This is a genomic window from Candidatus Nitrospira bockiana (assembly GCF_965152565.1).
This window is the reverse complement of sequence record NZ_OZ224215.1, coordinates 4,355,533-4,382,138: the sequence shown is the minus strand read 5'-3', so window position 1 is coordinate 4,382,138 and position 26,606 is coordinate 4,355,533. Positions and strand designations below refer to the sequence as shown.

Sequence of the window (26,606 nt, the reverse complement as noted above, 5' to 3'; positions counted from 1 at the left end):
CCGGCCGCGCGTCTTCCGCCGGTCTCCCCCTGCCGTCACCCGCATGGGCGTCTACGCCGATCTCATATTCCCCCGCCTGATGGACTGGGTCATGCGGGGGCCGCGCTTCCAAGCGCTCCGCGCCGACGCGCTCAAGGACGTGGGCGGCCGGGTCCTGGAAATCGGGTTCGGCACCGGCTTGAATCTTCCGCATTACCCTCCGACCGTCACCTGGCTCACCGGCGTCGAGCCGGGCAACTGCCTACCCGATCGTGTCGCGGCCCGCACGGCGCACGCCAAGATGCCCGTCGAGGTCTTCCGGTTGAGCGCGGAGCGCTTGCCGTGGGAGGCCTCCACCTTCGACGCGGTCGTGAGCACCTGGACGTTGTGCACGATTCCCGACGTCGCGGCCGCGCTGAGAGAAGTCCGGCGCGTGCTCAAGCCCGGCGGCCGGTTCGTCTTCCTCGAGCACGGGCGGAGCGAAGACCCGAAGACCGCCAGATGGCAGAACGTGTTGAATCCCGTCCAGCGCGTCCTGGCCTGCGGCTGCAACCTGAACCGCCCGATCGACCGGTTGATCCGTGACAGCGGCTTCACGCTCACGCATCTCGACCGCTTCGTGATGGACGGCGTGCCGCGGATCGGCGGGGAGATGTTCAGGGGCGCCGCGGTGCCCGTCTGACCGGACCTGCGCCGTCCTCGTCCCATGCCGCGCCTCTGGATGTACGTAGAAACGCCTGCTGCTATACTTCCTGATGGAGCCGGGGGCCAGCCGTCGTGACATCCGAGACGGGCGTGCACGCGAGCGACGAAGCAGGAACGGTCCAATCGCCCGAGTGGGCCGACTGGCCGGATGAGCGCTTGCTCGATCTCCGCTTGTGCGATCTGCACGTCACGATCGCCGGGAGCCCGCTCGAGGACCGGATCACCCAGCTCTATCGGGAGCTCGACGAGCACGGTCTGAAGTTCCGCCCTCATTTCTGGTTGTCGGATGAATGGTTTTGTCCGGATGGCGTTCCGGGGATCGCCATTCCCTTCTATCTCGCGCATCCTCGGCTGGCGAAGCTCGAGCTCAACCAGATGCTCGAGGTCGAGGGCGGGGATGCCGACTGGTGCATGCGGATCCTGCGCCATGAGACCGGGCACGCCATCGAGAACGCGTTCGGTCTCCGCCGCCGCCGTCGCCGCCAGCAACTCTTCGGTCGCTCCTCCGAACCGTACCCCGATCACTACGCGTTCAAGCCCTACAGCAAGAGCTACGTCGTGCATCTGGGCGCGTGGTACGCGCAGAGCCATCCCGATGAGGATTTTGCCGAGACGTTCGCCGTGTGGCTGACGCCCGGGTCGCGGTGGCACGAGCGGTACGCGGGGTGGCCGGTTCTCAAGAAGCTCGGGTACGTGGACCAATTGATGCGGTCGCTCGGCGGACGGGAGCCGGCCAACACGTCGCGCGAGGAAGTGGACCCGCTGCGCCGGCTGCGGAAGACGCTGCGGCACCACTACAAGCGGAAGCGGCGGCACTACGGGGTCGACCGTGCCGCGGTATACGACCGCGACCTACGCCGGCTGTTCTCGGATGCGCCGGAGCACGCCGGCAATCAAACCGCCGTCCGCTTCCTCACGCGCATCCGCAAGCCGGTCCGGCGCCTGGTCGCCGGCTGGACCGGGATCTACCAATACACGATCGATCAGGTGTTCGAGGCGATGATCGCCCGCTGCCAGCAGCTCAACCTGCGGTTGGCCGTCCCTGAAGACCAGGCGCGCCTGGAATTCACCGTGCTGCTCACCGTCCAGGCCATGCAGCATCTGTTCACCGGAGGACACAAGCTCGCCCTATGAAGGTCCGGCGCGTCCTTGTCCTGGTGCACACCCATCTCGTCCCTCCCGACGATGCGTCCGCCGCGGACGCGGAAACCGCCGACTGGAAGACCGAATACGACGTGGTCACGACGCTGCGCAAGCTGGGGCACGAGGTCCAGGCCCTGGGGCTGCACGACGATCTGTCGGTCGCCCGCCGCACGATCCAGGACTGGGAGCCCGACATCGTCTTCAACCTGCTCGAAGCCTTCGACAACGTCGTGATGTTCGACTACAACATCGTGAGCTTCCTCGAGATGCTGCGCATGCCCTATACGGGGAGCAACTCCCGCGGGCTCATGCTGGCGCGGGACAAGGCGCTGTCGAAAAAATTGCTCGCCTACCACCGGATTCCGGTCCCGGAGTTCACCGTGATCCGCCGGGGGCGCAAGGCCCGGCTGCCCGCCCGCATGCCGTATCCGGTGATCGTCAAGTCGCTGACCGAAGAGGCGTCGCTGGGGATCAGCCAAGCCTCCGTCGTCGACACCGAGGAGAAGCTCAAGGAACGCGTGGCGTTCATTCACGAGAGCGTCGGGACCGACGCCTTGGTCGAGCAGTACATCGCCGGCCGCGAGCTGTACGTGGGCGTCATCGGGAACCAACGGCTCCGCGTCTTTCCGGTCTGGGAGATGCAGTTCACGAAAATGCCCAACGGGGTGCACCACATCGCGACCGAACGGGTCAAATGGAGCGTCAAGTACCAGCAGAAGTACGGGATCAAGACGGCCGAGCTCAAAGATCTGCCCGACGAGACGACGCAGCAGATTCAGCGGCTCTGCCGGCGGGTCTATCGCGCGCTGGATCTGAGCGGGTACGCGCGCATCGACTTGCGGATGGATGCACAGGGCCGTGTGTACGTCCTTGAAGCGAACCCCAACCCGCAGATCGCGAAAGGCGAGGACTTCGCCGAATCGGCCAAAGCCGCCGGCGTGTCCTACCCAGCCCTGCTCCAGCGGATCCTGACGTTGGGGCTGGAGTGGAAGCCCGAACGAGTGGGATGAGGCACATCTGCCGCGCCAGGATGCGTCGCGCACCGACAAGTCAATCGGGGAGCAAGGCGGCAAGATTCTCAACCGACCGGAAGCGTGTGGAGGGATGAGGCGGACGCTGCGTGCTGGATTTGGCGCTGTGATAGATGTGGCCGATGCCGTACGCGCGGGCGCTGTCGAGGCAGGATTCGTCGTCGTCGATATAGAGGCTGCGCGCCGGGTCGAAGCCGAGGAGGCGTTGGCACGCGGGCCAGTACTCCGGGCGCATCTTGAGGTAGCCGACCTCAAAGGCGTCGACGATCCGATCCACGTAGCGATGGAGACTGGTCCGCGCCACCTTGATCTCGACCCCGGCCGGGTGGGCATTCGTCACGAGGGCGATGCGCTTTCCGCGGGCCCGCACTCCCCGGAGAAACGCCTCCGCGCCCGGCAGAAACCCGATCATATGCTCGAGCTCTTTCGTCATCGCGACGAGGTCGAGACCCAGCCGCCGCGTCCAATAGTGCAGATCCGTCCAGTCGAGCTCCCGCTCGACCGACCGGTAGAGCGCGAACAGGTATTCGCGGGCTGCGTCCAGCGGAAGCCGGCGCTCGAGCGCATAGCGCCGGGGCAATTCCTCTTCGAAAAAGAAATTGTCGAAATGGCGGTCCAGCAGTGTCCCGTCCATGTCGAGCAGGACGGAATCGACGGCGTTCCAGTCGAACCCATTGATGGGGGTAGGGTGCGGCATGAGGCGACTCCGAGGTGGCATTATAACGAAACCATGCCGGCTGTCCGAGACCGGCCGGCGATCGGCGGCGGTCCTGCCCAGTCTTCATCTCGCCCAGCGTTTCTTGTGTTCGGCAAAAGCCCTATGATAGGGTCCGGCAGGCTATGGCGCCGGATCTGTTTACTCCCACCCCACCGCTGATCGCGATCGTCGGACGCCCGAACGTCGGAAAATCCACCCTGTTCAACCGCATCCTGGGCAAGCGCAACGCCATCGTGGACGACGTGCCGGGGGTGACACGGGACCGAAACTATGCGGACGGCAGCTATCGCGGCCGGCCGTTTCGGCTCGTCGACACGGGCGGGCTGGATCCCACGTCCACCGACGGGATGCTCGCGCTGATCCGGCAGCAGTCGAAGATCGCGATCGCGGAGGCCGACCTCGTCATCTGCGTGATGGACGGCCGGGCGGGGCTCACGCCCGCCGATCACGAGATCGTCGAGCTCCTTCGGCCGATCACCAAGCCCGTCTTCTATGCGGTCAACAAGATCGATACGCCGAAGGCCGAGCCGCTCACGGCCGATTTCTACCGTCTGGGAGCGGAGCACCTCTTCTCGATCTCAGCGGAGCACGGTCTCGGCGTCGACGACCTCCTCGAGGCGATCTATCCGCTCCTGCCCGCCTCGGAGGCCGAGGAGGGCGGACCGCCGCCGGTCCGGGTCTCCGTCGTCGGCCGTCCGAACGTCGGCAAGTCCACCTTGATCAATCGGATCCTCGGTGAGGAGCGGGTCGTCGTCTCCGACGTGCCGGGCACCACGCGGGATCCGATCGATACCGAGGTCGAGCACGAGGGGCGCCGGTACGTCTTCACCGACACCGCCGGAATCCGGCGGCGCGGCCGGATCGAGCACGGCGTGGAGCATTACAGCGTCTCCCGTGCCGTCACGGCCATGGGTCGCTCGGACGTCGCCGTGCTGGTCTTGGATGGGGTGGAGGGGATCACCGAACAGGACACGAAGATCGCCGGGCTGATCCTCGAGCAAGGACGCGGCTGTGTCCTATTCGTGAACAAGTGGGACCTGCGGGCCGGGGACGTGGACGCGAAGACGGCGTACGAGCGGGAGCTTCACCGGCGCCTTCGGTTCCTCACGTGGGCCCCCGTGCTCTATGGGTCGGCCTTGAAGCCCGACGTCCTCCGGCGACTGTTCCCGGAGATCGATCGGGTCATGGCTGCGTTCACCCGGCGCGTGACGACCGGGGCGCTGAACAAGTTCGTGCAACAGGTCATCGATGAGCACCCGCTCCCGATCCGCAAGGGGCGGCCGACCAAGACCGTCAAAGCGGTCTTCCTGACGCAGGTCGCCGCAAAGCCGCCGACGTTCGCTTTCTTCGTCGGGCGGCCGCAGGACGTCGGCAAGACGTATCTCCGGTACCTCGAAAAGCGCATTCGCGAAGAATACGGCTTTGCCGGCACGCCGATCAGGATCTTGGTCAGGCAGAAATAATTAGGGGGGCGCTGAACGAAGGGTGCTGGGTGCCCCACACTTCCCGCTCATCGCTCAGCACTCATCGTTCATCATTGTCTTCACGGGAGGTGGCTATGCATGAGCGAACGAAGCTGGTGATGGCCCTCCTCATCGTCCCGGTGGTCGCCTGGATGGTGAGCGGGGAGCGACTGGGCGCGCAGGATCAGGGGACGGGGGGCCCATCGGAGACGGACACGGTGACCATAGACGGCCTCACGGTCCCCGATATCGGGCCCTTGCCCGCCTACGTCCCGACCCCGCCGACGAACCTGACCTACGTCCAGAAAGTGGAGTTGGGCAAGCAACTGTACTTCGACACCCGGCTGTCGAAGAACAACTCCATTTCGTGTGCGTTTTGCCATAACCCCGGCACGGGGTTCGCCGATGCCCGGCAGTTCTCGATCGGGGCCTTCGGCACGGCGGGCGGACGCCAGGCTCCCACCGTCTACAACACCGCCTTCATTCCGCTCCAGTTCTGGGACGGGCGCGCGGGGTCGCTCGAGGAGCAGGCGATCGGGCCGATCCACAATCCCGTCGAGATGGCGGAGAAGCACGAAACGGTCGTGCCCAAGATCGCGAAGATCCCGGGGTACCAAAAACAGTTCCGGGCCGTGTTCGGAAAGGACGCGAGTCTCCAGAGCATCGCCGAGGCGATCGCGGCGTTCGAACGGACGATCGTGTCGGCCAATTCGGCGTTCGACAAGTATGCCATGGGCGACCAGGGCGCAATGGACGAGGCGGCGGTCCGCGGGCTGGGCCTCTTCAAAGGGAAAGCCCGGTGCATCCTGTGCCACAACGGTCCGAATTTCACCGATAACCAGTTCCACAACCTGGGCGTCCCGCAAGCAGGATTGCTCAAGGAGGACCTCGGCCGCTACAACGTGTCCCGGCGTGAGAAGGACAAGGGCGCGTTCAAGACCCCCACGTTGCGCAGCGTCGTGGAAACGGCTCCGTACATGCACGACGGCGTGTTCAAGACGCTCGAGGAAGTGATCGCCTTCAAGGACAAGGGTGGCGGCCCCAACCCGCACCTCAGCCCGTTGATGAAGCCCCTTGGTTTGAGCGAGCAGGAAAAGGCCGACCTCGTCGCCTTCCTCAAGGCGTTGACGGGCGCGCCGATCAAGGTGCTGCCGCCCAAGCTGCCCTGATCTCACGGCTGTCGACGCCGGCGTCGACAGCCGTCCTGCGACGGCCGTTCCCTCCTCTTCAACGATGCCCTACACGCCGAGCGTGCGATCGCCACATCGAAAGGCGTCCGGGGCCGACGGCGCGTCCCGGCTCCGGCGATTACAGTCATCGGTGTCTGCGAAGAGGAGGATCTATGCGGCACCGAGTGCGCTCGATATTCAGCCTGGGCATCGCGCTGTCCCTCGCCGTGCTCCTGTCCCTCGCGCTCAACAGCGTGGCGGAGAACCGGTCGGGGGAGGGGAAGTCGTCGCCGGCGATCGACGAGACCAAGAAGAAGGGGTTCGAGGGAGTGGATTTCTACTACGACGTCTTTGGCGCGCCGCCCGGCCAGGACCCGCAGCGGGCGTTCGAATCGGTCATGGCCAAGGACCGAGCCGAAAAGCCGCAGGTGATGGAGCGGCAGCGCACGCTGCTGCGGGAGCGGTACCGCCTCGACTGCCGCACCACGGACGGCGTGACGATGACGAAGGGAAAACCGCAGCCGATCGGACCCGCCGTGCTGCTCCCGGAGGGCATGACCTGGGAGAAGCTGGGTCAGATGGAGGCCGAGGACATCAAAGGCCGCGGCGTCTTCCCGCCGGGGTTCCGGCGGCTGCCGCACGTGAAACCCGCCGTCGGCGGACAAGTCTTTCCTCAGGTGCAAATCAAGGCGTTCCCGCGGCTCGAGCGGTTCGACGTGGACTTCGATCTGCCCGACTGCTTCTTGCCGGAGTTTCCGCCGCCCATCTTTCTCACCACGCACCCGGAGCTGGGCGACGTCTCCCAAGGCGAAGTCGTGAGCGCGGAGAACATCGATCGTCTGTTCCGGGGCCTGGTCACGCCGGCCCAGTTCGACGGGCTCCGACTGCTGGTCACGCAGTTCGCGCAAGAGGAGTTCAATCTCACCCACGATCGCAAGTCCGTCAAACCGAGTCTCGGGGTGACGTGTCTGGACTGTCACGTGAACTTCCATACGACCGGGCAGTTTCACCTGAATCCGGACACCCGACCGCAACGCGACCGGCTGCGGCTCGACACGGTGAGCCTGCGAGGCATGTTCAACCAGCAGGTCCATGGCTCGAAGCGAAGCCTCCGGTCCGTGGAAGATTTCACTGAGTTCGAGCAGCGCACGGCCTATTTCAACGGCGACCCGATCCGGGGGATGAAGAAGGGGCTGAACATCATCGATCGGCTGCAGGTCGCGCACATGGCGCAGATGCAGAACATGATCGATTTCCCGCCGGCGCCGAAGCTGACCCCGATCGGGATGTTGAACCGGAAGGCCGCGACGCCTCAGGAGTTGAAGGGCGAGGAGATTTTTTGGGGGAAGGGCAAGTGCGCGGGTTGCCATCAGCCGCCCGCCTATACCGACCATCAGATGCACGACCTGCACCTGGAACGGTTCGGGGCCGAGGCGGATGGGCCGATCAAGACCTTTGTCTTGCGCGGCATCAAAGATTCTCCGCCCTACCTGCACGACGGCCGGCTGCCGACCCTCGAAGATACGGTCGAGTTCTTCAACGTCGTGCTGGAGCTGAAGCTGACGCAGGAGGAGAAGCAGGCGCTCGTCGCGTTTCTCAGGACCTTGTAATGACCGCGGGGCGTTCCCCGGCGCCCACGGGAGCCGGAGGCGGCAAGGGCGCCGCTGCGCGGCTCGACAGGGGGACCCGAATCGAGCTTCGCGCCCGCTCCGCCCTGATCGTCCTCCTGGCCCTGCTCGCCGTCGGGGTTACCGGAGCCGTCGCGGGCGCGGAGGAGCAGCCGGCACCCGCCGAGCCGGCCGCCGCTCCGCCGCTCGATTGCCGCTATGCCACCACCGAGCATCCCTCGTCGGCTCGAACCGTCGAACCGCTCCAGGACCGGCGTCTACCCCAGGACGACGTGTTCCGCCCGCTCCTGGCCGACCCGAAGCAGCCGCGCTTCCAGGCGAGCTATCAACGCGTGCGCTTCCGCACCCCGGGCGAGAGCATCAACGCCGGCTTCGTCGGTTTCGGGGAGAGCTTCGGACTGTGGGGGCGGCGCCAACAGCGAGGCTGCGACGGCTGGCAGGTGAGCGTGTTCGGCGCGGTCTTCTCGCAATTCAACCTCGACGCGCCCTCGGTGGATCTGATCAACGCCGACTATCAAGTCGGCTTTCCGTTGACGTGGCGCCACGGACCGTTCTCGGCCCGCTTTCGGCTCTACCATCAAAGCAGCCATGTGGGCGACGAGTTCATCCTTAACAATCCGGGGTTTCGCCGGATCAACTTCAGCTTCGAGGAGGTCGACGGCCTGGTCTCGATGGAGCTGGGGTGGTTTCGGGTCTACGGGGGCGGCGGCTATCTGGTCCAGCGTGAGCCGGATCTCCACCGGGCAAAGATCCAGTGGGGGGTGGAGGCGCGAGGGCAGCGGGGCGTTCGCTTCATCTTCGGCAACCCGATCCTGGTCGCCGGGGCCGACTTCAAACAGTTCGAGCAGCTCGGCTGGAACGTCAACGCCACGGTGGTGGGCGGCTTCGAGTGGTTCGGCCCTCGCGCCACCCACCGGGTTCGCGTGCTGCTGAACTATTACCGGGGGTTCAACCCGTACGGCCAGTTTTTCACCCAGGAGATCGAGACGATCGGCATCGGGCTGTACTTCAAGTTCTGACGGCCCGGCTAGCGGGCCGGGCCCTTGCCTGATTCCTCGGCCGGGGGGATCGCGATGTCCATGACCTTGTTTTCATCGTCCACGAGCAGAACGACCAGCTCGCCCTTGGACAGCGTCGTCAGCTTGTCCACGACGAGCGGGCGGACCGCATAGGGTCTCTCCTTCCCATCAGCCGTGCGAATCGTCACCTGGTCCTTGGTCGGCGACTCCACGATCGTGCCGACGACCCGGCGGTGCGCTCCCTTGATCGGGGACTTCTTGTCCGGCCTCTCCTCGGCGCGCTTCAACGCGTCACGATCCTCGAACGTGACGTCGACGATTTTATTGGTCTCGTCGAGGAGGAACACCGCATCGACGCCGACCGGAATCGAGGCCACCTTGCTCCGTGCCTGCGACCGGATCTCGAAGCCCTCTTCACGGCCGTCCTCGGTCCGGAGGATAGCCTGGTCATGGCCGATCACGAGCGGCTGAGCGATCCGTCCTTTCACGATGCGATGCTCGGAACCGGCCGCCGGCCGGCCGGAGGCGTCCGCCAGGTGGTAGTCCACGATCAAGTTCTGATCGTTCAGCGTGATGTCCAAGCGATCGCCGGGCTTCAGCTCCGGAAGTCCCTTTTCTTTCGCCTCATTCAACGGAATGTACCGGGGCTGCACCTCCCCGGTGTTGACTTCGATCTGTCCGCTCGCGATGCGCTCGATCGTCCCCGTGACCTGATGCTGCCCTTGGATGCCGCGGCTCTCTGCTCCCTCCGACTGCGAGGCCGCCTGGACCGTGAACGACGGCGTGACGACGAGCATGCCTACAAGCACTGCGACGCGTGTTGGTGTCATGATGCGCTCCGTCTCATGGTTGTCGGTTGTCGTGCCCGTGAATTGGCGCCATTCCTCGCCGGGAAGGGCTGCAAGGAGCGTACCGGTAAGCGGGCAGGCCGTGGGGCCGAACCTTCGCCATGAAGATCGACCCGGCCGGGACGACCGGGGCGGCCACGGCAGGGGACGGACTGTTCCCGGGCTGGACAAGGTGTACGGACGGCTGGCTGTGTTCGGCGTCTCTATCCGCGCTTGTGTTCGTGGGTGACTGGGTCAGGCGAGCGCAAGGCAGCATGGAGCTTGAAGACAGACGATGTCGGTCGCCGGACGTACGGAAAGGCGCGGAGGCCTGAAGCTTGCTAAGACGAAGAGTCCCAAGCCCCATTCGTGGAGTAGTGCGCGCATGACATCCCGGATCCTCATCGTCGACGACGATCCCGCGTTGCTCGAAGCCCTTCCCGACACGATTACGAGCCGGATGGACGGCATCGTCGTCGATGCCTGCGATTCGGGCCGGCAAGCCCTGGCCTTGGTGGCCGGGACCGACTATGACGCGCTGGTGACGGACATCAAGATGCCCGAGTTGGACGGGCTGAGCCTGCTGGAGAAGGTTCGGGACCTCAGGCCCGATATGCCGGTGCTGCTGATCACCGGGCATGGCGAGCGGGATCTGGCCGTTCGGGCCTTGCGCGGCGGCGCCTACGATTACATCGAGAAGCCGATCGATCGCGACCACTTCATGGCCTCGCTCAGCCGCGCGGTCCAGGCTCGTCACCTGAAGCGGCGGGTCGAGGAGCAGAGCCTGGCCCTGGCCAAGCACGCGTCCGAGCTCGAACGCATCGTCCAAGAGCGGACCCGTGAGCTGACCGAAGCCAATCAGGCGAAGGATGAGTTCCTCAAGGCCCGCGATCGCGCGCTGGCGGAAGCCCGCGGGGCGCAGCAGCGCCTGGCCTTCCTCGCGGATGCCACCCGGATCCTCGTGGCCACGCTCGACTACGACGAGACGTTGGGTCGGGTGGCGCGCCTCATGGTCCCCACGCTGGCCGATTACTGCGTCGTGAGCGCGACGGTGAAGGGCGGCGGGTTCCGGCGGGTCGCGCTGACCCATGCCGATCCGGAGCGAAGCGGATTGCTCCAGCACGTCGCCGAGAAGATCGCGCCTGACAAAATGCCCTTGTCCCATCCGATCCGGCGCGTTCACCGGTCGGCCGAGACCTCGGTCTTTACCGTGCGGTCGCGTGACCCTTCGGTGGACCCGGCCGACCGGGCGTTTTTCGAGGCACACCAGGCGTTGGGCGGCCATTCGGTCATGATCGTCCCGCTGGTGGCCCATGGACGGAGCCTGGGCGCGATGACCCTGGGGCGGAACGGGGACCGGGAGCCGTACGGCCGCGACGACCGGGAGTTGGCCGAGGAGCTCGCCCGCCGCGCCGCGCTCGCCATGGACAATGCCCGGCTGTACAGCGACGCGCAAGAAGCCAACCGATTGAAGGATGAGTTCTTGGCGACGGTGTCGCACGAGCTGCGCACCCCGCTCACGGCGATTCTCGGCTGGGCGCAGATGCTGCAGGCCGGCACGCTCGACCCGTCGACCGCCCAGCGGGCGCTCGCCAGCATCGAACGGAATGCCAAGTTCCAAGCGCACCTGATCGAGGACCTCCTCGATATCTCCCGCATCAGCACCGGGAAGCTGCGTCTCGACGTCCGCCCCGTCGAATTGGCGCCGATCATCGAAGCGGCGCTCGACGCCGTCCGCCCGGCCGCGGATGCCAAGAACATCAGGCTGGAGAAGGCGCTGGACTGGAAGGCGGGCTTGGTCTCCGGGGACCCGGATCGCCTGCAGCAGGTCGCTTGGAACCTTCTCTCGAACGCGATCAAATTCACCCCGAGGGAAGGACGCGTGTGGGTCGCGCTCGAGCGCCACGACTCCCAGGTTCATCTCATCGTCCGCGATACCGGCCAGGGAATCAGCCCCGAATTTCTGCCGTACACGTTCGAGCTCTTCCGCCAGGCGGACAGCTCGATTACGAGGAGCCACGGCGGGCTCGGCCTGGGCCTTGCGATCGTGCGTCACTTGGTCGAGATGCACGGCGGGAGCGTCCAGGCGGACAGCGAAGGGGAAGGCCACGGCGCGACGTTCACGGTGATCTTCCCCATCGTCGGGGTGCGGGTGAACCAGCCGGACGGCCGGGAGGCGGTGCTCGGCGGGTCGGCCTCGGACGGAGGGCGAGGGTGTGAGATCCCGGAGTTGACCGGGCTTCACGTCCTTGTCGTGGATGATGAGCTGGAGACCCGCGACCTGCTCCTCGAGGTCTTGTCGAAGTGCGGCGCCACGGTCCGCGGCTGCGGCTCCGCGCAGGAAGCGCTCGGTGTCCTCCGGCAGTGGCCGGCGGATGTCCTGATCTCGGACATCGGGATGCCGGGAGAGGACGGCTATGAGCTGATTCGACGGGTACGGGCCATGGCGCCCGAGCAGGGCGGGCGGATCCCGGCGGTCGCGCTGACCGCGTACGCCAGGGCCGAGGACCGGGTGCGGGCCCTTTCGGCCGGGTTCCAGATGCACGTGGCGAAACCGGTCGAGCCCATTGAGTTGGCGACGGTCGTCGCCAGCTTTGCCTGGCAGAAGAAGGGATGAGAGGGCCGGACCGGTGCCGCCGACGCCACGCGGGGCCGGACCATTGACGGGACGACATGACCGAGTGAGAACGTAAAGGGTCTTCTTAAGGAGGCTTCAATGAAAAGCGCATTCGTCAGCGATGTCCAGGAGATTCGACGGCGGGCACGGGAGCACGTCGAGCGGGGGGCGGTGACGGAGGGCTATCGGGCGGATCGCCAGACCGTGATCAAGCTGCTCAACGAGGCGCTCGCCACGGAAATCGTCTGCACGCTTCGGTACAAACGGCATTATTTCATGGCCAAGGGGATCCACGCGGAGCCGGTCGCGAACGAGTTCCAGCAGCATGCCATCGAAGAGCAGGGGCACGCCGACGAGATCGCGCAGCGCATCACGCAGCTCGGCGGCGAGCCGAATCTCAACCCGGAGGGGCTGTTGACCCGCAGTCACGCCGAGTACGTCGAGGGCGACTCGCTCGTGGAGATGATCCGTGAGGATCTCATCGCCGAGCGGATCGCCATCGACACGTACGCCGAGATGATCCGGTATTTCGGGGACGATGACCCGACCAGCCGTCGCATGATGGAGGGCATCCTCGCCAAGGAAGAAGAGCACGCCGATGAGCTGGCCAACCTGCTCACGACCCTCGACCCCACGAAAGGGTGAGAAGAAGCGATGAGCGCTGAACGCGGAACGAAGGAGACGATCAGCACCTGAGCTGTCGTTCCGCGTTCCGCGTTTCTTCCATGCCCTCCCGTTGTCTTTTCAGCATTCCGCGTTTGTTCCTTCTCGGTAGTCCTCCGTTCAGCATTCAGCACTCCGCGCTCAGCGCTTCTTCCTGCGCTCCGCGTTTCCTCGGTTCCCCTTGACACCTTTCTCGGCGCGCCCGTAGACTCCGTTTTTGATGGCGGCGCGTTCCCCAGAAGCGGCGATCGCGGACCACCCGCGGCCGTCGCGTGCGCATGCGGCCTCATTCGACCGCCTGTATCGCGACCATGCGGACCGGATCTACCGCTTCGCGCAGCGGGTCTGCGGCCCGGTGGAGGACGCACGCGATCTCGTCCAGGAGACGTTTCTCAACGCCTATCGGGGGCTCTCACAGTTCCGAGGTGAGGCCCAGTTGTCCACCTGGCTCTACCGCATCGCGATTCGCGCGTGCATGGCCATGCGCCGGCGCAAGAAGGGAGAGCCCGAGCGGGAGCTGTCGCTCGAGGAGTTCATCCCGACGTCGGACGGGGAGCTCAAGCTCCAGATTCCCGCGCAAGGCCTCTCTCCCGAGGAAGCGCTCGAGAACAAGCAACTGCGGCGGGCCCTCAATCAGGCCATCCGTGCGCTGCCGCCCAAGTATCGCGTCGTGTTGATCCTCCGGGACATGGAAGGGCTGTCGGCCAAAGAGGTCGCGGCGATCATGGGGCTGAACGAGCGGGCGGTGAAGTCCCGGCTCCACCGCGCGCGCCTGTTCGTCAGGCGGGAATTGACGGCGAGAGGCGTGGCGCGTTCGTGGCGGGCCTCATCGGACCGGGACGCCGAGGAGCTTGCGAGGATGGACGGAGTCAGATAACCGCGGAGCGGATGTCGTGGAGCGACCGCATCGCCATACGAAAGCCGGCTGCCTTCGGATTCTCCGGAGTCTCTCGGCGTACCTGGACGACGAGCTGACGAGCGACGTGTGCCGGGAGATCCGCGCGCATCTGGGAGCCTGCCCCCGGTGCGAAGAGTTCCTCGACGGCCTGCGCGTCACGGTCTCGCTGTGCCGCCATCTCGAGGCCAAGCCCCTGTCTCCGACCGCAAAGGCTCAACTTCGCCGGCAGATCCTCAAAGCGATCGGCTGAGGCGGTCCGGGCGCTCGCTCACCTCGAGGGAGGACGACCTCCATGCGGCAGCTCTCGTGGCCTCGACAGCTTCGAGCGGCGGTCGCCGCCGCGGGCCTGACCCTACTGCTCGTGGACTCCCGAGCGGAGCCGCCGGGTGAGGCGATGGTCACGATCGACATTCATGCCCGCCGGTTCGAGCCGCCCGCCGTAACGCTCCATGCCGGCACCCCGGTCCGACTGGTCTTGATCAACCATGACGCCGAGCTGCACGCCTTCGTGCCGGGCGAGCTGTTCGAGGGCGTCAACGTGCGCGTGACCGGCAACGGTGCACCGGATTTCGGCGCCGGCGGGTTGCGTAAGGTCATCATCCCCTCGGGCGGCCGGTCCGAGATCCGATTCACCCCGGAACGGCCCGGTGCCTATCCCTATTTCTGCGATATGCCCGGACACGAGATGCGCGCCGTTATCCAGGTCGAACGCTAGCCGTCCGGGCGGAACCCTTTCAGCCAGCGCCGGCGCCATGGTAGAGTAGGCGGCTTTTTTTTACGGAGGAGTTGGACATGGGTTCTTCGACTCATCGGCGAACATCATCGAAATCGGCTCTCGGCGCCCGGCGCGCGTCGGCGGCGATCGCCTTCACGGCGGCCGTGGGACTCCTGATGAGCGGCCTTGGGACGGCGGACGCGGCCCCGCGAAAAGGGAAAGCCTCCGGTGGAGTCAGGACCTCGCCGGCCGTCGTGGCCGTGCAGCAGTATATCGACGCGGTGTCCAAGGGCGACCGTGTCGCGGCGGGCCGGTTGGACTTCGCCTGCCAGTATCAGATGCGCGCAGCCGCCGCCCGAGCCTCCCAACACCCGCCGGCCAGCGATCCGATCTATCGAGCCTGCTGGGATGAGATCGAACAGGCGCACGCGGAGGCCGTCGACCAACAGAGCCAGGGCATGGACGCCGTGTGGCCGGGCAAGGGGAGCCTCGTGTTCTTCACCGAGGATTTGACTCACTACCCGCCTTCCGCGTTCGTGATGGAGCGCCTCGGCGCCTCTCCGCCGGGAACGGGGCTGAAAGTCGATCTCGTTGGGACGGCTCCGCTGCCGGCCGCGTCCTTTCCCAAACGGCAGGGCGAAGGGACCTCCGCCGCCTCCGCGACGCGGGTCACGCTCCGCATCGGCTACCGCGACGCCTTGACGTCTCCGGTCGCCTATGCGCCCGGGGCGTATCAATGGACCAGCACCGTGAAGCGCCCGATCAAGGCGATCAAGGCGGTGACCATGTCCTGGGTGGCGATCACCGGGCTGAAGAAGCACGGGTTCCCCGGCGACGTCGCGGTCTTGAACCTCCCCGTCTCGCGGTTGGGCGATCCGGCGGGGGCCGTGCCCTTCGTGACCGAAGCCGGGGGCTATGTCCCGAATTCCACCGAGTGGTGGGAAGGCAACGACGTCGCCGGGCTCTTGATCGCCGCGGTCGGCCGGGCCTCCCTGTTCCCCGATCTGCACAACCGGGTGGCGTTGCTCAACCGTGTGTTGATCATCGATCCGCTGCAGCCCGATGCGCTTACGCTCCTGACCCGCGACCTTTACGAGACCCTGCTGGCCGCCGGTGCCGCCGCCCATGCGGTGTCGGTGACGGATCCGGCGCTCGCCGCCCGCTTCAACGAGCTCTATTGGAACACGTATGCGCAAACCACCCGCGTGGACATCTCCTTGGGCATGGAGATGGGCGGATTCACCGCGCCGACCCCCGCGGATTACCTGTATCGCGTGGTGCCGGCCATGGAAAAGCTGGCCAAGGTGCGGCCGGAGGACCTGGAGAACCGGATCAGGCTGGGTATCGCCTACCGATGGAACAACGATCAACTGGCTGCCATCGCCACGCACGAGCGCGTGGTGAACGAGGTGCCGGCCACGCGGAACAACCTGCGTGCCCGAGCGCTGATCGAGTTGGCCTGGTCGCGGATCGCCAAGGTCGCCTGGAACCGTATCCTGGACGATCCCGGCGTCAAACAGGCCTACAAGGAGGCGGAAGAGGCCTTCAACCTGGCGGACCGGCCGGTCGACAAGTTTGCGGCGGCCTACACGATGGCGTACAGCCTGCTCTTTACGCCCGATCGCGACAACCAGGCCGTGCTCGCACGCTTGACGGAGGCGCGCGACTGGTATTTCAAAGTGCCGGGCGCCTCGCTCGTGTCCTGGCGCTACCTGCTGTCCAACGACAATTTGAAGGGCGTCGTGGAGGCCGATCCGACCTTCCAGCCGCTTCTCGCCGAGGACGGCGTTCAGGGCAAGGGGTGACCGCCTCCGTCGCGGACCTCAGCCCCGTTCCCGGTCCCCCATCCGGGCGAGCTCCTCGAAGTACGCGGCGAACGTCCGCATGCCCCCCGCCGCTTGCCCCCAGTCGAAATACTCATTGGGCGCATGGTAGCCGTGCTCGGGGAGGCTCAGGCCCATGAACACAATCGGCACGTTCCACGCGCGGTGCATGATCGAGACGGCCCCGATCGAGCCCCCTTCCCGGATGAACGCCGGCTCTTTCCCGAACCCTGCGCGTACGGCCCGGCGGGCGGCGTCCGCGTAGGGACCGCTGAAGACGCCGCGAAACGGCTGGAGCATGCCCTCCGCCTCGACCCGGACATCCGGGTTCTGCTCCGACACGAACCGCTTGAGCAAGGAGAAGATGGTCTCGGGCCGCTGGTTCGGGACCAACCGCATGCTGACTTTCAGCTCTCCGGCGCTCGGGATGATCGTCTTCACGCCCGGTCCGGTGTAGCCGCCGACGAGCCCGTGCACCTCGAAGGTGGGGGCGGCCCAGATTCGTCGCAGCACCTCTTCCGCCTCCGTCGTGCGCAAGGACTTGAACCCGTAGGCGCGGGTGAACCGTCCGACATCGAACCCGGACTCCAGAAAGCTTGCCACCTCCGCGCGCGTGGGGCGAAGGACGTCGTCGTAGAACCCGGGAATCTTCACCCGGCCCGTGCGCGCATCGACGCACGCCTGGGCCAACGCACACAACTCGGCCAGGGGGTTTCGCGCCGCGCCGCCCGTCAACCCCGAGTGTGCATCCACCGTCCCCGTCCGTAAGGAGCACCGGACCGCCAAGAGGCCGCGAAGGCCGTATGGGATGGCCGGCTTCCCTTTGGCCACCCAGATGGTATCCGAGACGAGAACGGAATCAGGCCTCGGGATGCCTTTGCCGGGCGCCAGCGCCGAGGCAAAGTGCGGGCTTCCGATCTCTTCCTCCAACTCCCAGACAAAACGGACGTTGATGGGTGTGCCCTGCTCCACCGCGTAGCGGGCCGCCAGGAGCGCGGTGAGCGCCGGACCCTTGTCGTCGGTTGCGCCGCGCCCCCGGTACCGGCCGTGGTCGTTGTGGAAGACGAACGGCGGCTGCCGCCATTCCGGTTCCTGCGCGGGCTGGACGTCCAGGTGGTTGTAAACGGTGACGGTCGGATAGGCGGGGTTCGTCGTCCATCCTCCGGACACCACCGGGTTACCGTCGGTCTCGACGACGCGACCCTCTGCGCCCAAGTCTTTCAGCAGATGGGCCGCCCAGTCGGCCATCCGGCGAATGTCGGGCGCACGGGCAGGATCCATGCTGACCGATGGGATCTGGACCATCTCGGCCAACAGCGCTTCGAAGCGCGGGCGGATGTCGGCAATGTAGCGGGTCAGAGAGGCATTCGCGCGGCTGGTCGCTCGGGGCATCATTGATCCTTTCTCGTGTGTGAGTGCTCGACGCGAGGGGCTGTGCCGGCGGCGGAGCAGCCGAAGGCTTCGACTGTGTCGGCGGCACGAAGCACCGTCGCGCGCCCGCCTCGTCGATGCCGGCAGCCCTGATCTACACGGTTCCTGGCTCGGAGAGCAAGCCCCGAGGCTCCGCGACGTGCAGCGCGAAGTCCTCTCCTCGTCATGGACTGGGAGGCCGCGGGGTTGGCGGAAGGGCAGGGCGCGGATCGCTCGTGAGTGTCCGATCCGCGCGTCCCTTGACTCGGGCGGCACCCTATGCTCTGTTACGGCGCCGAGGGAGGACGGATGTTCAGACTGAACGGGATGGGTCGAGGGCGAGCCGTGACGATCGCCATAGTGGTCGCATGGATTTTCGCGTTGGCGGCCGCCCAGGCGAGGGGGAACGAGCCGGTGACGATCGAGGAGATCGTGGCCGATCCCGACGCGTTCCATCTTCACGACGTGCTCGTAGAGGGAGTGGTCGGGGCGGTGAGGGTGTTGGATCCGTATTTTCTCGCGTCAGGAGCGGCCTGTTATGGCGCCTACACCTTCGTGCTCGAGGATGAAGCCGGTTATGGACACTTCCTCCTGGTCGGCGTCCCCGGGATCTGCGGCACCCCGATCATCCGGCATCCCGAGGTGGCCGAAGGGGACAAGGTGCGGGTCTACGCGGGCATCCAAGTGCCGACGCGGTTCGGCGAGTTCCGCCCCGAGCACGGGCTGCCGCCGCCGTCCCCGACCACCGGCCCGCCTCCGGTTCAGGCGATTGCCCGCAGTATCACACGGATTGACAACTGAGCCCCGAGGCGCGGATGACATCACCCAGTCTGGACGGAGTGGGATGGATCGGGACCGGCGTGATGGGAGCGGCGATGTGCGGCCGGCTGGTTCGGGCCGGCCGGTCCGTGACCGTGCACACGCGCACCCGTGAGAAAGCGCGTGCGCTGCTGGAGGCGGGTGCGACATGGGCCGACTCGCCGCGCGCGGTCGCGGAGCGGTCGCAGGTCGTGATCACGATGGTCGGGGTCCCCGAAGACATCCACCGCGTGTATTTTGCCGAGGACGGCGTCCTCGCCGGGATTCACCCCGCTGCCGTCGCTCTGGACATGACGACCAGCCCGCCGAGCCTCGCCCGCGAGATCGCGCGGGCGGCAGGTGAAAAAGGCGCGGCCGCCCTCGATGCACCGGTGTCCGGCGGAGACGTGGGCGCACGAGACGGGACGCTCTCGATCATGGTCGGCGGGGACGCCGGCGCGCTCGGGCGCGTCTTGCCGCTCTTGCAGCTCATGGGCACACGGATCGTGCATCAGGGCGGGCCCGGCGCCGGGCAGCATGCCAAGCTCTGCAACCAGATGGTCATCGCCGGGACGATGATCGGGACCTGCGAGAGCTTGCTCTACGCGACCAAGGCCGGCTTGAAGCCGGAGTCGTTGCTCGAGGCCATCTCGGGGGGCGCCGCGGCCTGTTGGACCCTGGACCATCTCGCGCCGCGGATCCTGCGCCGAAACTTCGATCCGGGTTTCTTCGTCGACCACTTCGTGAAGGACATGGCGATCGCACTCGAGGAGGCCAGGCGGATGCGGCTGGTGCTCCCCGGCCTGGCCTTGGTTCACCAGCTCTATGTCGCGGTCCAAGCGCACGGACACGGGCGGCAGGGCACCCAGGCCTTGATGTTGGCGCTCGAAGCGCTGAGCCATGCCCAGGTTCAGACCGGTTCCTGAGACGATGGTCCGTTCACGGCACGGAGCCGAGGAGAAGGCGCGAGAGTCCTACTGGACCGAAAAGGGAATCGGGGCGAAGGTAAGCGCGAAGATGACGACCGCGCCCCACCCGACCCAGACACGGGCCCGCCCGAGCACGGTTTCGGGATCCATGACCGGAGGATGGGCCAGGCCGAAGATTCCCGCCATCCCGGCCCATATGAACCATCCCGGCCAACCGACGAATCCCAAGAACAGCAGGATCGGCACGACCGTGAGGGCGATCGTGCGCTGGCGAGGGCCGAACAAGGCGTAGGCGACGTGCCCGCCGTCCAACTGCCCGAGGGGGATGAGATTCAACGACGTCACGAACAATCCGAACCAGGCGGCGAACGCGACCGGATGCAAGACGACGTCGTAGCCCTGCGGCAGCGGGCCGATCACCAGCCAGGACAGGAACTGGAGCAACAGCGGCTCGCCCAACCGCAGACCGTACAGGCCCTGGTCGAGCACGACGGTGGACCAGCGCAGGCCGACGACCAGCGCGACGCAGGCGACGACGAAGCCGGCGATCGGCCCGGCGACGCCGATGTCGAAGAGCGCCTTGCGGCTCAAGATCGGTCCGCGCATCCGAATGATCGCGCCGAACGTGCCGATGAAGTGCGGCGGACCCGGAATGAACAGTGGGAGCGAGGCGGGGACGCGATGGATCCGGGACAAGAGGTAGTGCCCAAACTCATGGGTGACGAGGATGCCCAGCAGCGTGCCGGCGAACGGAATCCCTTTCTTGAGCACGGAGGGGTCGTTGATCAGGAATCGCCAGGCGCCTTGGAAGGCGTCCCGGTTGGTGGCATAGGCGCCCGCCCAGAGGGTCGTGAACACCGTGGCGACGAACAGGCCAAGGGGCAGGATCCAGTCGCTGAACGCGGAGCGCGGCCGGGCGGCCAGAATCGGCTCGTTCATGCCGGCCGGCCAGCCGGTCCGCTCGTCGCCCGCCCGGTCGATCGTCAGGAACTGGTGTCGGTCATCGTTCATCGTGCGCCACCGCAAACGGGTTGTGCTCGAGCTCTTGGCGGACCGTGGTGGCCGGACCGTGTCCGGGAAACAGCGCCGTCTGCAGAGGCAGCGTCAGGACCCGGGTGCGAACCGACGCGAGATGGACGGGGTACAGGCTCGACGGATTCGACCGCCCGATGGAGCCGGCGAACAGCGTATCGCCGACGAAACAGATCGGCTGCTCGAGGCCGTCCACCCTGTAGCAGGTCCCGCCCGGCGTGTGACCCGGTGTGGTGATGCACCGGACCTGCAGCCGGCCGACGGACAGGCACTCACCATCGCGGGGGCTCTGAAGCAGATCGGCCGGCGGCGTCCAGGACAGCAGGGCCTCGTCATCGCGGCCCAGGTAGACGGGGACGCACCAGCGGCGCACGATCTCATCGAGCCCCTCCGCATGATCGGCGTGCCCGTGTGTGAGGCAGACGGCCTTGAGCGTGGCGCCCAGACGGCGGACCGTCTCGATCATCGCGTCGGGATTGTACGCGGTATCGATCATGATGGCCTCCCCGCCGTCATGCAAGACGTACCCCTTGACCGCATAGCCGCCGATGTCGCCCAGGATCGTGTCGACCCCGGAGATGGACGGGGGAGAAGGATGCCACCGGCCTGCCGCAATGTCGGCCAAGGGCCGTGGGCGCAGGCGCAACCCGCGCGCGATGGCCTCGACGTCCGGTTCGCTCGGCGTCCGCGCCTCGCGCTCCACCGCTGCGATCAGCTCGGCCTGAAGGCCGCTGGCCGATGCCAACCCGTGCACGGTCATCCCCTGACCGAGGCGGGCTTTCTTCACAATATCACAGAAGTCGTCCTCGAGCCGCATGGCATCACCGGCCGCCATCGTCGTCGCCGACCCCCCGGCCCTCACCAGAGCCCAGGGCCTCGCTCCAAGCGCGAACCATGTCGGGATCGAGGTCGATCAACGTGACCAGGCGAACCGTGCGGCCTTCGAACGAGTCGATGGCATCGATCATCCGGCGCGCAGCCTCGGCCGGGGCCACTCCGCCGACGCCGGTGCCGAGTCCGGGAAACGCCACCGAGGCGAACCCCCCGCGCTCGGCGGCCGCCAGCGCGGCCGATGTCGCCCGCCCGACGTTGTCCGCCGGGATCCGCATGCCCGGCGACGGCATCGTCGGCGCATGGATGATGGCCCGGAACCTCGTCGCGCCTCCGGACGTCGCCACCGCCGTGCCGACCGGAATCGGCGCATGCCGCCGTGCCTCCTCTTCGACCGCTTCGCCGGCTGCGCGCTTGAGCGCTCCGGCCACACCGCCGCCCATGATCCCCAAGCTGTTGGCAGCGTTCACCACCGCGTCGGCTTCAACCTCGAGGAGGCTGCCTGGAACGATCCGGATCTCGATCGTGCGCCGGCCCATCGTTTCTACGCTCCTTGCGTGTTCCCGGCTGTCAGACGGCAGGAAGGGAAGCTGCACAGGGACGCCATGGCGGGAGGCAAGCCCGAGGGAAGAGCCTGGGTGAGTCGGCCGCGATGGCGCATGGCGCGCCGCCTTTTCGATCGGAACCCGAGTCGACCGCGACTGCGATGGATCGTGAGCACGAAAGGCCGGCCATCGGCCATGGCGAGGCGCACGGGACTCTAGCTGTCCGGTTCGAGATGAATCTCCTTCGGCTCTCCAAAGGCCGCCAGGATCCGGCCGTTTTCCGGAGGGCCGACGGCGAGGATCTTCAATCGATCCGGATGGAGATGCTTGCGCGCGACCCGAAGCAGGTCCTCCGCCGTCAGCTTCATCACCTTGTCGCGGAGCTGTTGCAGGAAATCCTTCGGCAGCCCATCGTACTCCAACTCGACCCGCCGATTCACGATGCTGGCGGGGCTCGTGAACGAGAAGATGAACGAATTGACGAACGCCTCCTTCGCCTCTTCCAATTCCGCCTCGGTCACCGGTTGCTCGTGGAGGCGGGTGAGGTTGGCGACGAGGGTCGCCACCACCTGCTGCGTCGAGGCGCTCTTCGTTTCGGTCCGCACTCCCCAGACGCCGTCGGCATAGATGCCGCCGCGTAACACGCTGCTGATGGAATAGGCGAGGCCTTGCCGGGTCCGGATGTCTTGAAAGAGCCGGCTGCGAAACGACCCGCCTCCCAGGATGTCGTTCAGCAGGACCAGGGCCGGGTAGTCCGGATCGGTCTCTTTGAGCGACAGGTGCCCGGCGCGCAGATGGGTCTGAGACGTGCCCTTGACGATGAATCGGACGGCCGAATCACGGGTCCCCTGGGGCGGCGGCACCACCGTCGGCTGGACGGGCCCGGGGGCCCAATCCCCGAACACCTCGTGGAGCTTGGCCAGCATCGCGGCCCGGTCGAAGTCTCCGGTCACGCCCAGGATGATCCCGTTCGGATGGATCGTCGCGGCGTGAAACGCAATCAGATCGTCTCGGGTGATGCGGCCGATCGTCTGCACCGTGCTTTCCCGGGCGAACGGGTGCGCCGGTCCGTAGAGCAGCTTCGCGAACTCCCGCGAGGCGATCGACTGGGGTTGATCGTGGCGGCGGCGGATCGACTCCCGCGCTTGGAGCTTGGCCAACTCCACCCGGGCGGGCTCGAAGGCCGGCCGCCGGAGCACGTCGGCAAAGATCGTGAGGCCGCGGTCCAGGTCTTTCTGGAGCAGGTCCAAGGAGGCGACGCCGGATTCGACGCCGATGGACACGGTCAGGACCGCCGCCAGCCGCTCGAGCTCCTGGTCCAGCTCGGCCGCGGGCAAGCGCTCCGTGCCGCCGGTCCGCATCGCCAGCCCGGTCAACCCCGCCAGTCCGAGCTTCTCGTCGGGCTCGAGCCACCCGCCCGTCCGCATCGTCGCCGACATCGTGATCAATGGGAGCTCATGATCTTCCAAGAGGTAGACCACCATGCCGTTGTCCAGGACCACGCGCTCGGGCTCGGGCGGATTGAACTCCACCGGCGGGAACGTCATCTGCCGTGGATCGACGGCGCCCGCGCCGGCTCGATCCGCGACGGCGGCGGACACCATCCGCCGCTCGCCGCAACCCGTCAGCCCGGCCAGGACGAGGGCGAGCATCAGGACATGGGCCACCGCCGCGCGTCGATCCGGCATGAGACGCCTCATGGTCGCACCGCCTTGGCTGCGGCCGCGCGCGCCTCGGCCGACACGGTGCTCGGACCGGGCCGGGGTTTCACGAGCGTCGCCACGGTGCGGTTCGACGGGGTGAGATACTCCGCCGCGACCCGCTGGATGTCCTTGGTCGTGACGGCGGCGATCCGCTCGCGCGCGGTCAGCAGGTACCGCCAGCTTCGCGCCACCGTATGGAAGTACGCGAGCTGGGAGGCCAACCCGCTGTTCGATCGCAGGGAGCGGAGCAATTCCGCGTCGAGGTTGTTCAGGACCTTGGCCAACTCCTCCGCGGTGACCGGCTCCGTTTTCAGCCGATCCAATTCCTCGGCGATCGCCTGCTCGACCTCCCGTGTGGTGTGAGGCGCAAGCGGGGTGGCGCTGATCACGAAGAGGTTCGGCGCTTGGACGCCGGGGTAGGCCGCCTGGGTGTCCACGGAGGCCGCCACCCGCTTGTCACGGACGAGGCGCTGGTACAGGCGCGAGGTTTGTCCTTCGGACAGGATCGAATCGATCACGTCGAAGACGTAGTCGTCGGGATGGCCGATGGCCGGCTTGTGGAAGCCGACCAGGATCACCGGCTCGGCGTCGAATTCCACCTCCACCCGCCGTTCGCCGCGCTGCGGCGGCTCGACGGTGACGACGCGGGGCGGGGGAGCGGACCGCGGGACCGTGCCGAACGTCCGCTCGATCAACGCGAGGACCTCGGGCGGGTTGATGTCGCCGACGATCGCGATCACCGCATTCTCCGGGCCGTAGTAGGTCTTGTAGAACTGCTCGGTGACGGCGGGCGTGAGCGACTGGATGTCCGAGGCCCACCCGATCGTCGGGAAGCCGTAGGGATGAGCGAGGAAGGCCGTGGCGGTGAAGACCTCGAAGAGCAGGCCCTGCGGACTGTCCTCCGTCCTCAGCCGGCGCTCCTCGAGCACGACGTCCCGCTCCTTGTAGAACTCGCGCAGGACCGGGTTCGCCATCCGGTCGGATTCGACCGCGGCCCACAGCGGAAGCCGGTTGGCGGGGAGGCTCACGGTGTAGCGCGTGATGTCCTTTCCGGTCGAGGCGTTCAAGCCGACGCCGCCGTGCCGCTGGTAGAGCAGGGCCAGCTCGTTGCCCACGACGTACTTCCCGGCGCGTTCCTGCGCCTCTTGAAACGCCTGCCGGAGCTCCTTGAGCGTCGCCGACGAGGATTCGTCCTGGCCCGACGCGAGCAGCTCCTGCCGTACCTGCTCGATCCGCTGCTGGAGCCGGTCCAGCTCGTCCAGCAGCGGTCGCTCCTTGGCGTAGTCCTTCGTCCCGAGCGTCCGCGTGCCCTTGAAGGCCATGTGCTCGTAGAGGTGGGCGATCCCGGTGATCCCGTTGTACTCGTTGATGCCGCCGACGCCGAACGTGACGTTGATCGAGACGACGGGACTCTGGTGCCGCTCGACGAGCAGGACCGTGAGCCCGTTGGCCAGGGTGTGTTCGACGACGCGCTCGGCGAGCCCGGTCGCGGGCGGGGTGCCGGCGGGGACGGGGGCGGCTCCGGCGATCAGGATCAGAACCGATACGGACACGAGGAGGCGGAGGCAGGGAACCGGGAGCATGCGACGTGATGCCGTGTGGACGATCATACGAAGAGATCCATGAGCTCGTGGGGGTGTTCGATGAACCAATCCGGTTGGCAGGCCCGCATCTTCTCGCGATTGCCCATGCCGTAGCCGACGGCGCAGACCTTGATGCCCGCATTGTGCGCGCCGTTGATGTCGTTCGTGCTGTCCCCGATCAGCACCGCGCGGTCCTTCTCGACGCCGAGCTTCTCGAGGATGTGCAGCAGCATGCCCGGGTCGGGTTTGAGCCCGAACCCGTTGTCGCCGCCCACCACATAGGCGAAGTGATGTCGCCCCAGCCCGTCGAGAATCTTCGTCGTGTATTCCAGCGACTTGTTGGTCGCCACGGCTTTGTGTTTCCGCTCGAAATGGGTAAGGACGGCGTCAATGCCGGGGTAGAACGCCGTACAGTCCAAACAATGAGCCAGGTAGTGACCGCGGAAGACCCGCAGGGCTTCGTTGTATCGATCGAGGTTGTCTTCGCCGACGGACAGACGCAGGAGGCGCTTCACGCCGTCGCCGACGAAACTGAAGATTTCCTCTTGGGAGCGAAGGGGCAGGCCCAGCTCACTCAAGGTGAGATTGACCGCGTTGGCGATGTCCCATTTGGATTCGATCAGGGTGCCGTCGAGGTCGAAGATCAGGAGGTCCACCGGGTGCATCGGCCGATTATACCAAAGTCGACGCCGGGATCGAGGGGCGAGGCGAGCCATGCGAGACGGCGGCCGCATGCGCTCCGGCCCGCGCTCTTATCCGATGCGATACAGGCTGTAGCCGGTCGGATACAGGTTGCGTGCTCCGCGCCCCGCCGCGGTGCCGGACTTCGCGCAGTTCGACCGAATGCGCCTCCGCGCAGGCCAGGTATGTCTATTGCCTTTTCAGATCGGACGTCCCACTATGGCCGATCATGGGAGCGCCGACATGCAGCGACGGGTGATCCTCTCCTGTGGGGCGACGGCCGCGGCGATCTTGGTGTCGTTGGGGCTCTTGATGCATGAAGAGGCCGTCGCGCCCGCCTGGGACAAGCTCTTCTATCACCTGGGCCTGCTGGCCGGGATCGCGGGGGTCTATTGGAGCGTGGCCGCGATGCACTACCTGGATCTCAAGCAGTGCCACGCCGGGCGCGCCGCCGAACGATTCTCCGTGCTCGTCTATCCGATGACGTTCCTGGTCGTGTTGAGCGTCCTGTTGATGGGCGTGTTCACGCTCGGCGACGAATACGTCCGGGATCGCGTCGTGCCCGAGGGCGCGCCGGCCTCGTTGGTTCCATGGGCGCGCTTCGGCGTGGCGACCATCGAGGTTTTCCCGGGAGTCTACTTCCCGCTCGGCGTCGTCATGTACGCCTTCTGGGGCGCCTTCCTCTATAACCTCTAT

Annotated in this window: 24 protein-coding genes; 15 read left to right on the top strand and 9 right to left on the bottom strand. The window is 66.5% G+C overall.

Going from position 1 to position 26,606, the window contains the following annotated elements; genetic code table 11:
• Nucleotides 1-43: 43 nt before the first annotated feature.
• The 3 genes from ACWHYV_RS21460 (at nt 44) to ACWHYV_RS21450 (ending at nt 2,837) form a co-directional block, all read left to right on the top strand.
• Complete coding sequence (locus tag ACWHYV_RS21460; protein WP_447978532.1) at nt 44-661, top strand: class I SAM-dependent methyltransferase; 618 nt, start codon at nt 44-46, stop codon at nt 659-661.
• A 95-nt stretch (nt 662-756) separates the two neighbouring features.
• Entirely contained in the window at nt 757-1,818 is a 1,062-nt protein-coding gene (locus ACWHYV_RS21455; RefSeq protein WP_447978531.1) for a putative zinc-binding metallopeptidase, read from the top strand.
• Nucleotides 1,815-2,837, top strand: coding sequence for a D-alanine--D-alanine ligase family protein (locus ACWHYV_RS21450; RefSeq protein ID WP_447978530.1), 1,023 nt, complete (start codon nt 1,815-1,817; stop codon nt 2,835-2,837). The genes ACWHYV_RS21455 and ACWHYV_RS21450 overlap by 4 nt, the downstream gene beginning before the upstream one ends.
• A gap of 40 nt (nt 2,838-2,877) precedes the next feature.
• Here ACWHYV_RS21450 and ACWHYV_RS21445 read toward each other — a convergent pair whose 3' ends face one another.
• Nucleotides 2,878-3,555, bottom strand: coding sequence for an HAD-IA family hydrolase (locus ACWHYV_RS21445; protein WP_447978529.1), 678 nt, complete (start codon nt 3,553-3,555; stop codon nt 2,878-2,880).
• 143 nt (nt 3,556-3,698) lie between these two features.
• Between ACWHYV_RS21445 and der the strand changes: the two genes are divergently transcribed.
• The 4 genes from der to ACWHYV_RS21425 all read left to right on the top strand — a co-directional run bounded on the left by der (nt 3,699) and on the right by ACWHYV_RS21425 (nt 8,855).
• Nucleotides 3,699-5,039, top strand: a complete 1,341-nt coding sequence (gene der, locus ACWHYV_RS21440) for a ribosome biogenesis GTPase Der (RefSeq protein ID WP_447978528.1) — start codon at nt 3,699-3,701, stop codon at nt 5,037-5,039.
• Nucleotides 5,040-5,134: 95 nt separating this feature from the next.
• A complete protein-coding gene (locus ACWHYV_RS21435; protein ID WP_447978527.1) occupies nt 5,135-6,208 on the top strand; it encodes a cytochrome-c peroxidase in 1,074 nt (357 codons plus the stop codon).
• A 173-nt stretch (nt 6,209-6,381) separates the two neighbouring features.
• A complete protein-coding gene (locus ACWHYV_RS21430; RefSeq protein ID WP_447978526.1) occupies nt 6,382-7,818 on the top strand; it encodes a cytochrome B6 in 1,437 nt (478 codons plus the stop codon).
• The gene (locus ACWHYV_RS21425; protein ID WP_447978525.1) at nt 7,818-8,855 is read left to right on the top strand and encodes a DUF1207 domain-containing protein; all 1,038 of its coding nucleotides are present in this window, start codon (nt 7,818-7,820) and stop codon (nt 8,853-8,855) included. Before ACWHYV_RS21430 ends, ACWHYV_RS21425 begins: the two co-directional genes overlap by 1 nt.
• An 8-nt stretch (nt 8,856-8,863) precedes the next feature.
• On the opposite strand, the gene ACWHYV_RS21420 is transcribed toward ACWHYV_RS21425, so the two are convergent.
• A complete protein-coding gene (locus ACWHYV_RS21420; protein WP_447978524.1) occupies nt 8,864-9,685 on the bottom strand; it encodes a hypothetical protein in 822 nt (273 codons plus the stop codon).
• A gap of 382 nt (nt 9,686-10,067) precedes the next feature.
• Here ACWHYV_RS21420 and ACWHYV_RS21415 point away from each other — a divergent pair, with 382 nt between their 5' ends.
• The 6 genes from ACWHYV_RS21415 (at nt 10,068) to ACWHYV_RS21390 (ending at nt 16,380) form a co-directional block, all read left to right on the top strand.
• Nucleotides 10,068-12,299, top strand: a complete 2,232-nt coding sequence (locus tag ACWHYV_RS21415) for a response regulator (RefSeq protein ID WP_447978523.1) — start codon at nt 10,068-10,070, stop codon at nt 12,297-12,299.
• A 99-nt stretch (nt 12,300-12,398) separates the two neighbouring features.
• A complete protein-coding gene (locus ACWHYV_RS21410) occupies nt 12,399-12,944 on the top strand; it encodes a ferritin-like domain-containing protein (RefSeq protein WP_447978522.1) in 546 nt (181 codons plus the stop codon).
• Between the two features lie 238 nt (nt 12,945-13,182).
• Nucleotides 13,183-13,839 carry an RNA polymerase sigma factor gene (locus ACWHYV_RS21405; RefSeq protein WP_447978521.1) on the top strand — a complete coding sequence of 219 codons (657 nt, stop codon included), beginning with the start codon at nt 13,183-13,185 and terminating at the stop codon, nt 13,837-13,839.
• Nucleotides 13,840-13,855: 16 nt separating this feature from the next.
• On the top strand, nt 13,856-14,110 hold the full coding sequence (locus tag ACWHYV_RS21400) for an anti-sigma factor family protein (protein ID WP_447978520.1): 255 nt from the start codon (nt 13,856-13,858) through the stop codon (nt 14,108-14,110).
• Nucleotides 14,111-14,152: 42 nt separating this feature from the next.
• A complete protein-coding gene (locus tag ACWHYV_RS21395; protein ID WP_447978519.1) occupies nt 14,153-14,575 on the top strand; it encodes a cupredoxin domain-containing protein in 423 nt (140 codons plus the stop codon).
• Nucleotides 14,576-14,652: 77 nt separating this feature from the next.
• On the top strand, nt 14,653-16,380 hold the full coding sequence (locus ACWHYV_RS21390; RefSeq protein ID WP_447978518.1) for a hypothetical protein: 1,728 nt from the start codon (nt 14,653-14,655) through the stop codon (nt 16,378-16,380).
• A gap of 18 nt (nt 16,381-16,398) precedes the next feature.
• On the opposite strand, the gene ACWHYV_RS21385 is transcribed toward ACWHYV_RS21390, so the two are convergent.
• The gene (locus tag ACWHYV_RS21385; protein ID WP_447978517.1) at nt 16,399-17,793 is read right to left on the bottom strand and encodes a M20/M25/M40 family metallo-hydrolase; all 1,395 of its coding nucleotides are present in this window, start codon (nt 17,791-17,793) and stop codon (nt 16,399-16,401) included.
• Nucleotides 17,794-18,117: 324 nt separating this feature from the next.
• Here ACWHYV_RS21385 and ACWHYV_RS21380 point away from each other — a divergent pair, with 324 nt between their 5' ends.
• Entirely contained in the window at nt 18,118-18,609 is a 492-nt protein-coding gene (locus ACWHYV_RS21380; RefSeq protein ID WP_447978516.1) for a hypothetical protein, read from the top strand.
• Between the two features lie 14 nt (nt 18,610-18,623).
• Nucleotides 18,624-19,532: an NAD(P)-dependent oxidoreductase gene (locus ACWHYV_RS21375; protein WP_447978515.1), complete on the top strand. Its 909-nt coding sequence runs from the start codon at nt 18,624-18,626 to the stop codon at nt 19,530-19,532.
• A 48-nt stretch (nt 19,533-19,580) separates the two neighbouring features.
• Here ACWHYV_RS21375 and ACWHYV_RS21370 read toward each other — a convergent pair whose 3' ends face one another.
• The 6 genes from ACWHYV_RS21370 to ACWHYV_RS21345 all read right to left on the bottom strand — a co-directional run bounded on the left by ACWHYV_RS21370 (nt 19,581) and on the right by ACWHYV_RS21345 (nt 25,894).
• On the bottom strand, nt 19,581-20,546 hold the full coding sequence (locus ACWHYV_RS21370; protein WP_447978514.1) for a site-2 protease family protein: 966 nt from the start codon (nt 20,544-20,546) through the stop codon (nt 19,581-19,583).
• On the bottom strand, nt 20,536-21,402 hold the full coding sequence (locus ACWHYV_RS21365) for an MBL fold metallo-hydrolase (RefSeq protein WP_447978513.1): 867 nt from the start codon (nt 21,400-21,402) through the stop codon (nt 20,536-20,538). Before ACWHYV_RS21365 ends, ACWHYV_RS21370 begins: the two co-directional genes overlap by 11 nt.
• Nucleotides 21,389-21,937 carry a macro domain-containing protein gene (locus tag ACWHYV_RS21360; RefSeq protein ID WP_447978512.1) on the bottom strand — a complete coding sequence of 183 codons (549 nt, stop codon included), beginning with the start codon at nt 21,935-21,937 and terminating at the stop codon, nt 21,389-21,391. Before ACWHYV_RS21360 ends, ACWHYV_RS21365 begins: the two co-directional genes overlap by 14 nt.
• Nucleotides 21,938-22,158: 221 nt before the next feature.
• On the bottom strand, nt 22,159-23,631 hold the full coding sequence (locus ACWHYV_RS21355) for a M16 family metallopeptidase (protein ID WP_447978511.1): 1,473 nt from the start codon (nt 23,629-23,631) through the stop codon (nt 22,159-22,161).
• A gap of 8 nt (nt 23,632-23,639) precedes the next feature.
• Entirely contained in the window at nt 23,640-25,256 is a 1,617-nt protein-coding gene (locus ACWHYV_RS21350) for a M16 family metallopeptidase (RefSeq protein ID WP_447978510.1), read from the bottom strand.
• Nucleotides 25,253-25,894, bottom strand: a complete 642-nt coding sequence (locus ACWHYV_RS21345; protein ID WP_447978509.1) for an HAD family hydrolase — start codon at nt 25,892-25,894, stop codon at nt 25,253-25,255. Before ACWHYV_RS21345 ends, ACWHYV_RS21350 begins: the two co-directional genes overlap by 4 nt.
• Nucleotides 25,895-26,606 lie beyond the last annotated feature (712 nt).

Coding starts and splice junctions, on each gene's coding strand:
- ACWHYV_RS21460 (WP_447978532.1), top strand. CDS start 44: ATGGGCGTCTACGCCGATCTCATATTCCCCCGCCTGATGGACTGGGTC.
- ACWHYV_RS21450 (WP_447978530.1), top strand. CDS start 1,815: ATGAAGGTCCGGCGCGTCCTTGTCCTGGTGCACACCCATCTCGTCCCT.
- ACWHYV_RS21445 (WP_447978529.1), bottom strand. CDS start 3,555: ATGCCGCACCCTACCCCCATCAATGGGTTCGACTGGAACGCCGTCGAT.
- der (WP_447978528.1), top strand. CDS start 3,699: ATGGCGCCGGATCTGTTTACTCCCACCCCACCGCTGATCGCGATCGTC.
- ACWHYV_RS21435 (WP_447978527.1), top strand. CDS start 5,135: ATGCATGAGCGAACGAAGCTGGTGATGGCCCTCCTCATCGTCCCGGTG.
- ACWHYV_RS21430 (WP_447978526.1), top strand. CDS start 6,382: ATGCGGCACCGAGTGCGCTCGATATTCAGCCTGGGCATCGCGCTGTCC.
- ACWHYV_RS21425 (WP_447978525.1), top strand. CDS start 7,818: ATGACCGCGGGGCGTTCCCCGGCGCCCACGGGAGCCGGAGGCGGCAAG.
- ACWHYV_RS21420 (WP_447978524.1), bottom strand. CDS start 9,685: ATGACACCAACACGCGTCGCAGTGCTTGTAGGCATGCTCGTCGTCACG.
- ACWHYV_RS21415 (WP_447978523.1), top strand. CDS start 10,068: ATGACATCCCGGATCCTCATCGTCGACGACGATCCCGCGTTGCTCGAA.
- ACWHYV_RS21410 (WP_447978522.1), top strand. CDS start 12,399: ATGAAAAGCGCATTCGTCAGCGATGTCCAGGAGATTCGACGGCGGGCA.
- ACWHYV_RS21405 (WP_447978521.1), top strand. CDS start 13,183: ATGGCGGCGCGTTCCCCAGAAGCGGCGATCGCGGACCACCCGCGGCCG.
- ACWHYV_RS21395 (WP_447978519.1), top strand. CDS start 14,153: ATGCGGCAGCTCTCGTGGCCTCGACAGCTTCGAGCGGCGGTCGCCGCC.
- ACWHYV_RS21390 (WP_447978518.1), top strand. CDS start 14,653: ATGGGTTCTTCGACTCATCGGCGAACATCATCGAAATCGGCTCTCGGC.
- ACWHYV_RS21385 (WP_447978517.1), bottom strand. CDS start 17,793: ATGATGCCCCGAGCGACCAGCCGCGCGAATGCCTCTCTGACCCGCTAC.
- ACWHYV_RS21380 (WP_447978516.1), top strand. CDS start 18,118: ATGTTCAGACTGAACGGGATGGGTCGAGGGCGAGCCGTGACGATCGCC.
- ACWHYV_RS21375 (WP_447978515.1), top strand. CDS start 18,624: ATGACATCACCCAGTCTGGACGGAGTGGGATGGATCGGGACCGGCGTG.
- ACWHYV_RS21370 (WP_447978514.1), bottom strand. CDS start 20,546: ATGAACGATGACCGACACCAGTTCCTGACGATCGACCGGGCGGGCGAC.
- ACWHYV_RS21365 (WP_447978513.1), bottom strand. CDS start 21,402: ATGGCGGCCGGTGATGCCATGCGGCTCGAGGACGACTTCTGTGATATT.
- ACWHYV_RS21360 (WP_447978512.1), bottom strand. CDS start 21,937: ATGGGCCGGCGCACGATCGAGATCCGGATCGTTCCAGGCAGCCTCCTC.
- ACWHYV_RS21355 (WP_447978511.1), bottom strand. CDS start 23,631: ATGCCGGATCGACGCGCGGCGGTGGCCCATGTCCTGATGCTCGCCCTC.
- ACWHYV_RS21350 (WP_447978510.1), bottom strand. CDS start 25,256: ATGATCGTCCACACGGCATCACGTCGCATGCTCCCGGTTCCCTGCCTC.
- ACWHYV_RS21345 (WP_447978509.1), bottom strand. CDS start 25,894: ATGCACCCGGTGGACCTCCTGATCTTCGACCTCGACGGCACCCTGATC.